This window comes from Chryseobacterium sp. Marseille-Q8038 (genome assembly GCF_965111995.1).
Map to the genome: position 1 here is coordinate 68660 of NZ_CBCOPN010000001.1, position 14430 is coordinate 83089.

At 35.7% G+C, this 14430-nt stretch carries 16 protein-coding genes; 2 read left to right on the forward strand and 14 right to left on the reverse strand.

All coding sequences use genetic code 11. From position 1 onward, the window contains the following. Nucleotides 1–8: 8 nt before the first annotated feature. The 7 genes from ACWPWS_RS00365 to ACWPWS_RS00395 form a co-directional block, all read right to left on the reverse strand. Nucleotides 9–839: a DNA adenine methylase gene (locus ACWPWS_RS00365; protein ID WP_454045079.1), complete on the reverse strand. Its 831-nt coding sequence runs from the start codon at nucleotides 837–839 to the stop codon at nucleotides 9–11. A gap of 30 nt (nucleotides 840–869) precedes the next feature. Then, a complete protein-coding gene (locus tag ACWPWS_RS00370; RefSeq protein ID WP_116011302.1) occupies nucleotides 870–1175 on the reverse strand; it encodes a DUF4134 domain-containing protein in 306 nt (101 codons plus the stop codon). Between the two features lie 213 nt (nucleotides 1176–1388). Continuing rightward, complete coding sequence (locus ACWPWS_RS00375) at nucleotides 1389–2930, reverse strand: hypothetical protein (protein ID WP_454045080.1); 1542 nt, start codon at nucleotides 2928–2930, stop codon at nucleotides 1389–1391. Nucleotides 2931–3146: 216 nt separating this feature from the next. Next, on the reverse strand, nucleotides 3147–3761 hold the full coding sequence (locus tag ACWPWS_RS00380; RefSeq protein ID WP_454045081.1) for a conjugal transfer protein TraD: 615 nt from the start codon (nucleotides 3759–3761) through the stop codon (nucleotides 3147–3149). Between the two features lie 2 nt (nucleotides 3762–3763). Then, on the reverse strand, nucleotides 3764–4039 hold the full coding sequence (locus ACWPWS_RS00385) for a DUF3408 domain-containing protein (protein ID WP_454045082.1): 276 nt from the start codon (nucleotides 4037–4039) through the stop codon (nucleotides 3764–3766). Nucleotides 4040–4069: 30 nt separating this feature from the next. After that, a complete protein-coding gene (locus ACWPWS_RS00390) occupies nucleotides 4070–4468 on the reverse strand; it encodes a DUF3408 domain-containing protein (RefSeq protein WP_454045083.1) in 399 nt (132 codons plus the stop codon). After that, the gene (locus ACWPWS_RS00395; protein WP_454045084.1) at nucleotides 4461–5240 is read right to left on the reverse strand and encodes a ParA family protein; all 780 of its coding nucleotides are present in this window, start codon (nucleotides 5238–5240) and stop codon (nucleotides 4461–4463) included. The genes ACWPWS_RS00390 and ACWPWS_RS00395 overlap by 8 nt, the downstream gene beginning before the upstream one ends. Nucleotides 5241–6019: 779 nt before the next feature. On the opposite strand from ACWPWS_RS00395, the gene mobA reads away from it, so the two are divergent. Both mobA and mobB read left to right on the forward strand, forming a co-directional pair. After that, complete coding sequence (mobA, locus tag ACWPWS_RS00400; protein ID WP_454045085.1) at nucleotides 6020–6451, forward strand: conjugal transfer protein MobA; 432 nt, start codon at nucleotides 6020–6022, stop codon at nucleotides 6449–6451. Beyond that, on the forward strand, nucleotides 6448–7710 hold the full coding sequence (gene mobB / locus ACWPWS_RS00405) for a conjugal transfer protein MobB (protein ID WP_454045086.1): 1263 nt from the start codon (nucleotides 6448–6450) through the stop codon (nucleotides 7708–7710). The genes mobA and mobB overlap by 4 nt, the downstream gene beginning before the upstream one ends. A 15-nt stretch (nucleotides 7711–7725) precedes the next feature. On the opposite strand, the gene ACWPWS_RS00410 is transcribed toward mobB, so the two are convergent. The 7 genes from ACWPWS_RS00410 to ACWPWS_RS00440 all read right to left on the reverse strand — a co-directional run bounded on the left by ACWPWS_RS00410 (nucleotide 7726) and on the right by ACWPWS_RS00440 (nucleotide 13911). Beyond that, nucleotides 7726–8751, reverse strand: coding sequence for a hypothetical protein (locus ACWPWS_RS00410; RefSeq protein WP_454045087.1), 1026 nt, complete (start codon nucleotides 8749–8751; stop codon nucleotides 7726–7728). Between the two features lie 17 nt (nucleotides 8752–8768). After that, nucleotides 8769–9098, reverse strand: a complete 330-nt coding sequence (locus tag ACWPWS_RS00415) for a hypothetical protein (RefSeq protein WP_454045088.1) — start codon at nucleotides 9096–9098, stop codon at nucleotides 8769–8771. 26 nt (nucleotides 9099–9124) lie between these two features. Further along, entirely contained in the window at nucleotides 9125–9970 is an 846-nt protein-coding gene (locus ACWPWS_RS00420; protein WP_454045089.1) for a DUF2314 domain-containing protein, read from the reverse strand. 62 nt (nucleotides 9971–10032) lie between these two features. Further along, complete coding sequence (locus tag ACWPWS_RS00425; protein ID WP_454045090.1) at nucleotides 10033–11025, reverse strand: hypothetical protein; 993 nt, start codon at nucleotides 11023–11025, stop codon at nucleotides 10033–10035. Then, nucleotides 11022–11393, reverse strand: a complete 372-nt coding sequence (locus ACWPWS_RS00430; RefSeq protein WP_228434861.1) for a hypothetical protein — start codon at nucleotides 11391–11393, stop codon at nucleotides 11022–11024. The genes ACWPWS_RS00425 and ACWPWS_RS00430 overlap by 4 nt, the downstream gene beginning before the upstream one ends. Before the next feature lie 20 nt (nucleotides 11394–11413). Then, a complete protein-coding gene (locus tag ACWPWS_RS00435) occupies nucleotides 11414–12499 on the reverse strand; it encodes a putative toxin (RefSeq protein WP_454045091.1) in 1086 nt (361 codons plus the stop codon). A gap of 23 nt (nucleotides 12500–12522) precedes the next feature. Continuing rightward, complete coding sequence (locus ACWPWS_RS00440) at nucleotides 12523–13911, reverse strand: transglutaminase family protein (RefSeq protein ID WP_454045092.1); 1389 nt, start codon at nucleotides 13909–13911, stop codon at nucleotides 12523–12525. Between the last annotated feature and the right edge of the window lie 519 nt (nucleotides 13912–14430).

A 14430-nucleotide genomic window follows, 5' to 3' on the forward strand; every position in this document is an offset into this window, starting at 1 on the left:
GGTAGGGTTTAAAAGTTTATAGTTCCTTGAATCGCATTCAGGTCGTAATTGGCAGTCAAGACCTCAATCTTCTTTTTATGTAGCTTTCCATGCGCGTTGTTAACCATTACACTTGACTGCATTTGTAAAGTGAACCAACCTTGATTTTTTATATATTGCTTCAACTCAGGGCTTGGATAACTACTTAATAGAAATTTTCCCTTTATCTCGGATAGACATTGAAGGAGGGAGGCATAATCTTCTTTTGAATAGCCATCGTAATGCCCACAATCAGAATTATAATATGGTGGGTCGCAATAATGAAATGCAGAAATATGATCACGAGAATTGATTATGCGTAGCGCATCCGTGTTTTCAATTTGTACATTCTGTAACCTTATCGCATATTCTTCTGAAAATGAGTTACGTTTATTACTGATCTTCTTAGCAGTTGTGGAGCTTGTTTTATCATACCCCCAGGCGTCACCGATAATAGAACTAAAGGATTGGTTGCAGAGAACCCATACTGCCCAGGCACGCTTCAATCGATCAAAAAGATGTGGGTTGTTATAAATGACAAGCGCATCGTTATGTAATGATCTGCTGTGAAGGCTTATTCTGATCAATTTTTCCAATTCTACGAACTGGTTCTGCACCATTTCGTAGAAATTGATCAATTCTCTATTGTAGTCGTTGATAACTTCAACCTCGGTAATTGGTTTTGACCAAAATATAGCCCCGCCACCTACAAAAGGCTCAACGTATGTTTTATGCGGTGGAATAAGTGGAATAATTACCTTTGAAAGTTTCTGTTTACCCCCATAATAAGTAAGCGGAGTAGTTATATTTTTTGTAGTCATATCTGCTGATTTAAAGGTTTGAAAGGAAGGCTACAGGAAGAATGATCGTAAGATCGTAGCAGCAACAATCAAGAATATGCAGGCGCCAAACCAGCTTGCCGCAGTCTTACTAGTATCGGGATCACCGCTGCTGAACTTGTTGTAAACTTTGACACCCCCTATCAACCCGACCACAGCGCCGATCGCATATACAAGCTGGGTTGCTGGATCAAAGTAACCAGTGATCATCTGGGTTGCCTCCTGAATACCACCCTGTCCGTTTCCCTGTGCAAATGCACCAACTGTTGATAGCATTAATACTGCTGTCAGCAAAATTCTTTTTCTTTGTTTTTCCATGATTTAAACGACTTATTTGTTATTCTTTTCCTGCTACTTGCAGGCTTACATGGCAAATGTGAGATAGAATTTAAAGCACCCTTTTAATTTGGAATTCAGTGGTTGTATTTGGCGTTAGAAGGTATTGGAAAGAGGTTTTTGTAGCTTGATAAGAAAATAAAAAAAGTGCTAGATCATTCGATCAGCACTTTTATTTTTATCATTTTTTTTAGGTTACATCTTTCTTCCTTTACCGTGATTTTTTGGCCTATCCTTCTGTTGATTTTCCTGTCTTTTTTGAAGTTCCTCTTTATTGTCTTTGATTATATCGACAATATAGGTTTGTTCCCATGGAATTGTCTTTGCCTCAAAATGGTTTTTTACACCAAGCCATTTTAAGTCTTCTTTCAAATCCCATCCTCCGGCACGGTTCCAGCCAATAGGATCTAGTTGGGTTTGAAATGGAAATTCAACAGCAATGAGATCTTTTGGGATACTGAACAGGTTATCGTAATCTAATTCCCGGAACTCCTTTTTTATGGGATCATAAGGTATAATATAAGCGTCCTTTTCTTCTGAATAATAATGGTCAATTTCATCAAAACTGATCCCCTTAGAAGCGAAATCTGTGGCTGAACGGAGCATGTTCATCCTCATGTCAACAGTAAAGGTATGACCTTCGATTTCTAACGTGGGTAATTGACCTTGCATCCGTATGTCAAACGCTTTTTGATCTACCATAAAATAGAAATCATCATGCTTTTTAACCTCATCAATCGACACATTATATTTCTTCGCCATTCCTTCAGGATCAAGTTCAACGAATTCAGGAAGAAATATTTCTTTATTTTTGTATATAACCATATAGCCACCTTCCTCATTGTCCTGCATCTCTTTCAATTGTATTGTATTTTCGGGATCTAACTTATCGCGATATTCGAAGGTGTTGATATCGGCAACAAACCTAGTGCCTTCAATCAATAATTCCATTTGTCCCTGCTCATTTCTGGTGATGGGAATTACCTGTCTGATCTCGCCAAGACTGAATGCAAGATCATATTCCAGCTTAAGGTCGTGGTAGATTAGGCCCAGTTTAAGTGGCAAGGCTTCGGCATGGTTCTTTCCAATAGGATCAATCGTACGTATGTTCGGAATCTCTACAAGCCGAACAGTCTCTGAATCCATTCTGCTCTCTTTTGAAATGTCAATCAAATTGCCACTTATGGGGTCATAAAAAATAGTATAGCTTCTGTTTTTATCACTGTAATAATCTTCCAAACCTTTAAGCTCAATATCAGGTTTCCCTTCCATTGACCATAATATGTCATTGTCAGGATCCACTACATACTGATTGCCACAGATATTTACTTTTACTGGATGGCCGTCAATCCTCTTGTTGTAAACCTCCTGGTTAACCATTAATTCAAAATCTGTCTTTTCGACCATATCTTTTGAAGTACAACCGTACTTTTTACTGAATCCCAACGGATCAAGTTCGGTAATCCTCGGAATTACAACCTCAATGCTGGTCTCAAAATAAGGATCAAGGATTATTTTTCCAGTGTCATCAAAATCGGGGTTGGTCACAATAAAATCATGATTTTTAGACAATGGACTATAATTAAAGGAATAATGTGTACCATGATCCTTCATATACGCAAAAGTGATTGCATTGCTTGGATTGTTTTTTTCAATGAGCGCCAATTTGTCAATGTCAAATTGAAAAATTGTCCCTTCTATCTCAATTACTGGTAATTGTCTTTTTTCCTGTTCCATAATAAATTATTTTTTTGTTATAGAGCAAAAATGTTCGATAAATCATTTGATTAGCCTAAAAGTGTATTGAGAGGCGTCCTTTGGCATTTAATTTCGTTTACTACCACATGATTTACTATCGCTTAGCTCAATGTAATATCCGTGGTTGAGAAAATCACTCTCTATAAAAAAGGTTCTTTAAAATTTTCACAGGTTTTAAAAAAGACAAAGGGGATCTTAAAGAAAATCCCCAATGTCAAAATCATCACCGTTCTCAGAAGTTTTAGGTTCCGCCTCGTTTGGCAAATTCTTATTCAAAAGATCTGCTATCTTACGGGAAGAACCATCCATAGCATTTTCCAATAGATAGAAAAGATCGGTACCTTCAATCTTACGAACTACAGCGACTGCCTTTTTAATAGAAGCGGGTTCCGGCGAATCGTCCCGTAATACCTGCCCGGCATCATTGAGTTCCTGAAAGGAAACCCCTTTGGCATACCCTCTGACCTCATTTGGACCCACTATGTTTTTAAATTCTTCCTCTTCTTCCTCGTAGTCAATATCCTCCTCGGAATTTTCCTCAGAATTTTTCTCTGGAACAGGATGTTTTAAACCCTTTCCCTCGGTGTTCATTTCAAAATTATCCTCTTTATCGTTTCCCTCATTTATTTGGCTCTCAGTGGATGTTGTTGGCGCAGAAAGGCGACTAACATACCTGGATTTACCCATGATGTCTTTTGGATCTTTCTTTGGAGGGACGACCGGATTTCTTGTAATCTTATTGATGACCAATTTATCTTTCAACAAAAGTATGATTATCGTTAAAAGGCATGTTAAAATCAATACTTCCATTGCTATAATATTGGTTTCTGGTTCATAGCGTGGATCGCGTTTATTTCATCATCGAAATTCTCAAAATGTTGCCTTAGGACATTATGTATATAATCGGTTAGCGTAATTTCACCGTCTCCAAGAATACAAACGATTCTGGTCAATTTCTTGTGGAAGTCGGAGCATATATAAACCGATTTTCCACATCTGGCTACCGTGCTGGTCGCCTTTAAAAATGAAGATTCATACTCATCAATATGAAGTGTTTTTTTCGATTGGTTCTGTTCTTGCTTTTTCATCGCTATAAATATTGTTCCAAATTGAAATAATTAGAAAATAGGTTTAAACTTATCATTGAAATCATCTGTAATCGCCTTTTCAAAAAGCTCAAAATGATGATTTAGAATATTGTCCAGATAGGCATAAAGCGGGATTTTGTCTTCACCAATAACCTGTACAATCCTTGATAGACGTTCGTGAGACTCCTGCCTTATGTAGATGCTCTTTTCACCTCTTCGATTCATAGAATGATTCTTTAGAAAAAGTTCTCCGTAAGTCTTTTCTGATTGTTTTCTAACTTTTGCCTTTTCTTTTGCCACAGGTTTATTTTCAACAGGCGGGTCACTGGCAAGTGGCAGATTTGGATCACGTGTTCCTTCAGCCATAACTTGCATCAGATATTCTTCATCAACTTCTGGAATATTCGCTTTTTTATTATTTTTATCCATTATCATGCATTTTTATTGTTTTCAAAAATTCCTCGATGAACATATCCATTTTACTAGACTTTATAAGTCTTCTATCCGGCGGGAGCAGAGTGGACCTAAAAACGGTCTTTGCTTCTGATTCACTTTCTTTGCGAAAACGCTTACTGTCCGGAACTCTTGTTTCCATCAATGTCAGTCCCAATTCATGAATTATTCGATCGTAATGATCATAAAGAACTGATTTTTCCCTGCCGTCTACCTGATTCCAGAATAGTCTGATTGTTTCAATCGAAGTTTGACCATTTTTTATTAGAACGTTAGTCATCACATCCGTAAAAGAAAGCGTACTTTCAAGCACAACCCGATCCGCGGTGATTGGAGAAAAAATGTGGTTCATTCCTGCAAGAGTGCTTAAAAGCCCCGGAGTGTTCACCGTTCCTGGAAGATCAAAAAAGATGATATCAACAGGTAGCTGTGACAATTGTAAATATTGTTCAGCTTCTTTTAAGGCCAGCTCTGGCTTACACTGAAATATGGGATAAGCTTTCTTATTTAATTCCTTAAATTGTTGGAAAGCTAATTTTTTAAAGGTCTCATTTTTCATAATTGCGGATTGGTCTCTCTGCCTCATCTGGGCAAGACTATGTTGCGGATAGTCGCAATCAAAAACAGCTACATTAAGTCCTCGACTATAATGTAATGTACTGGCTAAAATAGATGTGAAAGTACTTTTACCTACACCACCTTTTTGGCTGGAGAAGGCTACAAATAATGTTTTTTTCTTCTGTTCCATTTTCTCTGATTTTTAATAATTTTTGTGTAATTGTATTTTGTAAATCCTGCAAGCATGCCGGATATACGGAATGCTCTCTCGATATAAATCTTCTTTTCTGTACTGAAAGAATAATGGACTGATTACCTGTTAGGAAATCTTCCTGTGCGAAATCTTGCAGGTTTTCATTCTAGCTTCTAGACTTTCTATCCATCATGCTGATCTTAATTATATCTGGCATGCGTTCATTCTTTCATTTTTGCTTCCTTCACTGAATCCAGGAAATCTTTCTGGCCGGACAACATTTTAACTGGGCAGTCATCTTGAAAACTGGTTTTCTAACCTGTTTGAAAGCCTATTCTCCATTTAGCCCGCCTGATTATTTGCTTCCATGATTATTTGCATGCCTGATATCCAGGATACGATCAGCTCATCTAGCTTGATAGCACAAAGAACAAGTAATTATTAATCCATTTTAGATACCTGGAATTGATTGGCGAAATGCGGCACTTTTTGGCTCTGGCTCGTATGGTGAGCCTTTAAAAAAGTAGCCTTTACTTTGTATTGAATTAGTATAGAGGGGGTAAGGCAATATTTACTTTTGATGGTTCAACAGTATATAATCCATTAATTGTTTTTATTCAATCCGCCAATACTGGCGGAATCCTTTCATCGGAAAGGAGCAAGTTATCTTTTGAGCAGCTTGAAATAAATTCCGCCGCTCAAAACAACTTGCCCTAGCGGGGCTTTAAAAACACTCTCCGAAGTCGAGGTTTTCATTAAAACATTAATTTTTGACAATGGACAATCAAAAAAAGAGGCAAATCAAAAAGTCTGGGCGCAAGCCCAAGGTTGATCCGGCAAGACACCGGTATTCTATAAGTTTGAACGATAAGGAGAATGATCGTTTCTTATCGTTATTTGAGAAGTCAGGAATGAAAGTAATGGCACATTTTATCACAGCTTGCATGTTTGATAAAACCATAAAGACAGTGAAAATTGATATGAATGCAGTGGAATATCATACAAGGTTAACCAATTTATTTAGTCAGTTTCGATCAATAGGCGTAAATTATAATCAGATCGTGAAGATTTTGTACCGCAATTTTTCAGAGAAAAAGGCCGCGGCATATTTGTTCAAATTGGAAAATCAAACTGCTGAACTTGCAGAACTTTGTCGAAAAATCATTGACTTAACACTCGAATTTGGAAAAAAACATCTTGAAAAATGATCGCTAAAATTGGAAAAGGAGCAAACCTTTACGGAGTAATTACCTACAATTTTCAAAAAGTAGCAAGTGAAAATGGGCAGATTCTTGGTCTTAATAACATGCCGGAAAGTTTCGATGGAACTTATTCGGTCAGTTATCTGATGAAATGTTTTGATCCATATCTTACAGCTAACAACAAAACAGAGAAACCAATCCGTCATATTTCTTTAAATCCTGATCCGAATGATAAAGTAGTGAACGATGATCTTATTGCCATTGCAAATGAATATATGGAAAAAATGGGATTCAAAAATCAGCCTTACATTATATTTAAACATACAGATATTGAAAGAACCCATATGCACATAGTTACCACTTGCGTAAAATCTGACGGAAAGAAAATTCCCGATTACAATGATCACGGCAAATCGATGGCCATCTGCAGAAATATTGAAAAGGATTATGGGTTATTGCCCGCGACTGAAAAATTATCTAAAGATGAACTTAATTTTAGACCTGTTAACCATACAAAAGGAAATATAAAGAGTCAGATTTCGGCGGTGGTCCGATATCTTCCCCAACACTACCGGTTTCAGACTTTAGGGGCGTACAACGCACTATTGTCATTATTTAACATCACAGCCGAAGAGGTAAAAGGAGAAATTCATGGACAGCCAAAAAGTGGTCTTGTTTATTTTGCATTGGATGAAAAAGGCAAGAAAGCGAGCAATCCTTTTAAAGCTTCATTATTCGGAAAAAAGGCAGGAATGGAATTTCTAAACAATCATTTTGAAGAAAGCAAAATCGCTATGAAATCCAGTCCTGCAAAATCGATTATAAAAAATACCTGTGAATCTGTTCTAGCAATTACCAATAGCGAGGCAGAATTTAAAAAAGAGCTGGCAAAACAGGGAATCAATGTTGTAGTACGCAGAAATGATGAAGGTAGAATTTATGGTGTTACTTTTATCGACCATGAAAGTCATTCTGTCTATAATGGCTCCCAGTTAGCAAAGAACCTATCTGCAAATTTCTTTAACGAGTATTGGACAATAGGGGCAAGGCCAGTCAGTGATGATAATGGTATTGGTCAAAAAAATGACCTGCCGATCCATAAATTATTCGATTTCATAGATGAAGGAATTATAGCCAATCTGACCGAGAATTTTATTGAGGGAACGGGCTCAATAATACCAGGCTCACAGGGAGAAGATTTTGAGGAAATTGATTTTGAGAACCGGATGAAAAGAAAGAGTAAACGTAAGCGTAGAAAACTTTGATCGCTACATATGAATTCAAAGATTTACTCGCTGATCACTATATTTCTTTCTTTCCTTTTTTAATGAGGTTAACCATTCTAAATACATTCCTTGTGGCATATTTCTATAACCGATTTTATGTATATAACTGTATTCAGTATTTATTACTGACAGTAGCTTAACAGCAGATGAAGAAGTTTTTTCAAGCTTTAAATATTGGTTTTTATGCGTTTCCGCTTTTAGAATCAAGGCCGTTATCAGATTCGGAAATATTTGTACCGCACGATCAGCACATTTCAAAGCGAAGCTACCATCATTTTCGGGAAAAGATCGGTTGTATGCATTGGCAAGATCCACTAGACATAGTGCCAGACTTTCCTTACTATCCAGCGCTTTCATATAAACACCATTTTCAATAGCATTCAAATGAATAAATCCCGAAGCCATTAACCAGGCATCTTGCGGAAAAATACCGCTTGTCAATTCAGTATTATACCAACCTATCGACTTGATATTATGCTTGATATAAATATGATTAGGTGCGAGAGCAAGACTAGCATCTGCACCAATCTCCTCGGCTAGGATTTTATAAAGGTAGGGCAGAGAATTACAGTTACCTTTCTGTGTATTCACCAACTTGGAAACAAAAAGATTGGAAAGGTCTATGTGCCCAAATACATCATTAAAATCGTAGGAAAACGCTTTATACTTGAGCGTATCTCTATTAACAATAATTGGCGTTTCCTGGCAGATAACTGAAAATATAGCAGCGTATTTACTTACAGCCACTTTATCTTTTTCTTCATAGGTCAAGTCCCTATTTTCTATTATTTTTTTCGCAAAGTTTGCCATGAATTTTATTTTCCGGCTCACTTCGGCTGTATCTAGTTTACCCTGGTAATAGGCGTCTTCCACACTTAATACAGCAGTCTTAAAACTATAAGCCTGCTTATCAGTAAGCATATTCTCAATTGTGAGAAATGCATCATCATAAAAGCGGTTCTCCTGAGCATTAGCAAGATTGCTTAGCATTACAAATAAGGTTATAATAAAGTACTTCATAATGTGGCTCTGGTGAATTAAGAATATTGGTTATTGTTATTATCAAGATAATCAAGTACCTCAATTACCAAAATATCATCCTCTTTTTTGGAATATTTTGAAAGGAAAAAATTTATCAAATTATTCAACTCCCTTATAGAACAGAGTTTTTCATAAGATATGTTGTTATCTTTTATAATTGCTCCCAACCCTCTTTTTGATTTAAAGAATTTATAATCAGTGTCAGCGCTTACAGAAAATTCGGCATAGATAATAATCCTATCAAAATCTAGATCAACAAAATTTTCCCCTAATAATTCCTTTACTTGGTTAATTCTTATGGCTTTAATTATTTCTTCTAATCTCATCGTTTATTTGCATTTCATAATTAGTTTTATTCAACTAGGTTCAACACTTTCCAGCCAGCAGCACCGGAATTCCAAACCCATAGCTCATTTATCGCAATTGACCCATCTCTATAAATAACTTTTTCCTCAATCAATTGCTGATCTTCCCTTTGATCTTTCAAGGTGAATACTCTTTCTACACCTTCAAAATTTGGAAAACCACTTATTTCTAAATAATCAACAAAAGATGTTTTCAATACGGATGTTATCTTTGAAAGATTTTTCTCATTTACCACTACAGAATGGCCAATCATGATATTTTCTGCCTCCTTTCTGAAATCTTTACAGGAAAATATACCATCAAGGTCCTTATTGTTATAAAACTCCTCAATTGTAATAATTGCACCCTCTGCCGTAGATAAATCCGGCCTGAAGAAATCATCTCCCTCATCAATTCGATATCCGCAATCTATTTCAAAATTCAGCTTTTCTTCTTCTCCAAGCATATTTCTATAATGCCTTACTGTATAACCTCCCAACATTCTTTGATTATCAATAATCAGCCAATCAACAGCTTCACTGAATGGAACTTTTTCGGGATCATTATTTTCCGCCAGAACTCCACAGTAATAGCTGTCTTCGATCCTGATATCCTCCAACCACACAAAAATCTCATCCTTGTTCTTAAACTTTATCGAAGAATAGCCCAAATAACCTTCTTTAATCAGTTTATCGAAATACCAGATGGTATTTTTTGCCTTATATAATAAATAGAGATATTCTTGGTTTTCTTCTAATTGAAAAGTATTATTCATTTTACAAAGGTTAGCGTCCCCACTGTTTCTCGTATTTTTATCGGATGATAGCCCGGAAATACCAGTTTTTTCATTCATAATTTATGACATCGTATTTGGGGTTATACAATGTTAATGCAGTTTCATACTCCCCAAACTTACTATAAGGTTGTTAGGGACAAAATATCTTTAATCCATTGGGCCGATTTCAAAAATCTTTTTGCCGTATCGTCGCCCCAAACCGCGCCATAATCAAACTCGTAGTTTTTAGAACTTTCATTTTCCACAACGCTATTTGCAGCTTGTAAAAATATGGCATTATCAATAGTTCCAGACAGTTCGTGAAATTTTTTGTTCCAACTTGCAGCAGGATTTGCCCCCCGGGCTGTATCGAAAAAATTAATCAGTTGAACTTTAATCTCAAAATCATCCCAAGCATTTTCAGCTATTGCCAAATTCAAAATGTCATTGATAATCTTATAGCAACCCTGTTTATTTATCACTTCAAATCTCTTCAAATAATCAATTAATGCGATATCTTTTGCTGATACTAATTTTAAAATCTTTTTAAAACATATAATATCATGGTGAAAGGCTTTTTGATGGATAATGTGCAGTATATTTTTCAAAGTTGAAAACTTAACATCGTTAGTAGCCTGTTTAAAAATACCACGAACATGTTCTATTTTTAGAATGTCTTCTATGAAATTACTGTTGGGCGAAACGAAATAGTTATCTCTAAGATAAACAGTAATATGAAAAAAATCCTCTGGTGAATAGACAATCATCTTGTCCTTTACAAATTTGCTTATCAAATTATCTCTGAGTAAAGCACCTAATCTTACTACATATAATGACCTCAAAAAAGCATCATTGAATACGTTGTTGTAATGCAATAACTTAGGAAGGATGTATTTATAACATTTCCTTTCGATTTCTGATGAAATGAGTTCATTGAATTTTGCTTCCAATTCTTTTTCTGTTTTTACCTGCTCCTTCTTATCATGAATTGCTTGCTCATGTTTCAAAAGCAATAAGTAAAACCAATTTTGAATTTTAATAAAATCACTTGCAGAAATATTTAGCTCTTTAGCTAAAATCTCTGATTTCGCAAATTCATCATTTTTAAAAGTCAAATATGGATTATCTGTCATGATTTTTTGAATAAATTCTCACCAAATATTACTTTCTTATTCTCAATTTTGTATGGATATAGCTGCTGATATTTGTCTTCTGGTGATAGGACAAACTCTACTACTAATACATCTTTTCCTTGATACTTACCATCCATAGCTATAGCATAAGCCCGAACATCTTCATCTTTAAGATCTTCATACGCTCCGGCCAATAAAACATCATACATTTCTTTTGAATCGGTTGATTCTGAGTAAGCGGAAATATAAGTCAGTTTTCCATTTGCTCTAACATAAGTAGCGTATGGAGCAAATTCACCATTTTCAAGTAAAAATTTTTCTGCTTGCTCTTTAATAGCTTCAAGCAATATTTCAATATTAGTCATCATTAAATATAATAAATTTAACACTACGCACAACCAGGAACACCGTTACAAGGATCTTTAGGTTTTGGTACAGGCATAAGCTTCGGCGCTGGAGCAGGAGTAACTTTCATATTATCTATTTTTGGTTTTGGAGGTGCAACATATCTTTGTATTTTAATACCTGAATTTTCTAAAGGCTTAGTAATTTCTGCTGACTTATTTAAATGTAATATTGCCTCCTGACCGTTGCCTTTAGAAATTTGTTGCTGACCCCTGAGTTGTTTCGTGAAAGACTGTTTAACTACATGCTTTATTTCAATTGTTCCACCTTCATCTGTCATTGCATCTGGAATCGTACGCCCTGTTTTCCCTGTTTTTGGATCTGTAAATTCATAAGTTTGCGTATTTTTATCCTTTCCCATTTCAGCAAGCTCCTTTTTCTCAACATATCGGCCAAAATTAAAACGTTCCTGTCGAGCTGAATTTTCTGCTGCTTTAGTTCCTACTTCTCCTGTTTTTGTAAGCGTTTCAATAACAGTTGGTTTAATTGAGGACTCCTCAAATAAAGGCATTAGCCGAAGCCACCAGCAACATCCATTAACCTCTTCTGGAGCTCTACCGTCAGGATCTATAAACTTTAGTGGATTATTAAAAGACATGTTGTAGGGACTCCAACTACTAAATTCCTCACTTAGGGGATCGGGACTGATCCAGCGACCATGTGTGTCTCCGATCGGTTGAGCATCTGGATCGTCAAGATTCACTTCTAAAAAATCGACAACTTCACTCTTTTTTACATTAAATCGCACCGATCCAATAGTAACCACGCTATCCTGATCGTGAAATTCCAAGTATTTTCCCTTGCTTAACGTCGCAACCTTGGGATAGTAGCCATATTTCTTAAAGGGATTTCCAGCTTCAATGTTCTTTCTTCTTCTTTCAGCTTCCTGAGGGCTCAGACTATCTCTAGTTTTTAGTACCTCAGTCATATAGGGGCGAGATCGCTCTTCCTTGGTCAGTTTAACGGGATTTACCCATTCCTTTTGTTTTGTGTTCTTTTTCTTTTGATTTACCTGCGCTTGCGAAAAACAGACGAGGAAAAGGAAAACAAAAAATAAAATCTTTCTCATAATTTATTTGTCTTTTGATTTTTTTATAAAAATTCCTTTGGAATCTTGTAGATCTTTAGGGATTCTTTTTTCGGAGTGATTGGTTTTGGTTTTTTATTGGCTTCTTTTTGCTTTTGCGCATTTAGGATCTTAATCCTTTCAGCGATTTCATCACTTTTTTGCTGGTTTTCTGTACTCTTTAATGATCCAAGCCATTTTTCGTACTGATCAAGTGGCATCTGGGTAAAGCCTGATTGATCAATATAATCAAAGCCTATATTTATTTGGCGAAATTGATTTTCCAATGGAGGATAATTACGGATATTTTGAAGCTGCTCCTTAATTTGAGGATCAATCCCAAACCTACTACAAGCCTGCATAAAGCGTACTTGATCCGTATTACTCTTCCATAATGTTGCATTTATATTATTTGGATTGAGTATTAATGCTTTATCGAGAACTTTGGAGACAAATTCATCATAACCATATTTGTGGATATATCCGCTGGCAAGATCTACATAAGTCTGTGATAAGATCTCACGCTTAGTTAGATTCTGCATATATAGTTTGTTCTTTAGTGCTTCTGCTTTAATATACCCCGAATTAAGCACAAATGAATTTGCAGAAAACATCCCATTGGTAAGCTCAACACTTAACATTTCGCCATCAGCATCTTTAAACCGGATATAAGAGTGATTGGGTGACATAACCAAGTAAGCTTCCGCACCAATTTGTTCAGCTAAAATGAGATACAATAAAGGCATCGAATGGCATTGCCCAGAATTTGTCTTCATCAATTTAGATACAAACATCTTCGAGTAGTCTTTAGCACCCATATAATCCTCAAAATCATACTTCATTGCTTTGTGGACTACTTTTCCGTTTAGTTTACTGTCCTCTGCAAAGTATTTGAAAATGGACAGATTTTTAGAAACATTGTCGGAATCTTCAATTCCACTAGTTTTAATTTCTTTCCGAATGATATTTGTGGCTTTTTGGATTTGGCCCTGATAAGTTGCCTGAAAATTTTTATCATTATTATTGTACGCGTTCTCAACAAGGAAAACAGCGTCAGCAATTGAATAACTTTCGGGATCAAGTTTTGAAAGATTTTCATAAGCATTGTAATAAGCGCCAGTTCCCTTCTTATCCGATAAGGGAGAAAGCATAAAATTTCTCGAAAATGATTCCGCTCGTATCTCTGCAATCTGACGTTCAACTTCTCTGTTTATATGTTCATGATCAGATTTTGGACTTACATTCTTGTAAGCTTTTTCAGCAGAATAATTCGACTTTGGAAAAATCACCTCTGATTTGTATTGTGTTTCCTTAGTGCTATATAAGGTAGCTTGCTGTGGAGTTGCAGGCAACTTTGGTATCTGGCCAAAGCAAATGGGACTAAATACAATAAGGTATAATAATGCTTGTTTCATCAGATAAATGTGTCTTTTTAGGTCAGTAGGATTGGCAATTTAATTTATTTTTATATTGTCGGATATAGGTATTTTCACGGAAATTTGATTTATTTTCAAATATTCCTATATCATAAATCTATAAAGCGAAGGTATATCGTGGAAACGTCAGAACCCGTCGTATTTTAAACTTTTAAAAGTTTATCTAATTTTCCTTATGTATTAAGTTGGGATAAACACAAAAAGGCATGGGTACTGAAGCCAATCGTCTAAGAGGTACCGCTAAGAACCCAGATGCCGAAAAGACTTAGCCCATGCCAATAGTAGGCACAGGCGTAAGTCTATCGAATTGCATCTTTTTTGAAAATTAGCGGTTTTCTTAGATTAAATTTTCGATAGCTTACGCTCGTTTATATTTTAATATTCTATTAAATATTCCGACTGCTAATATATTAATATTTTATCTAATAAATTAAATAAAGAATTTTTGGGTAAGCTATTTATAAACCAATTATAGATTTTGCTGTTTTTGAGGTGTGT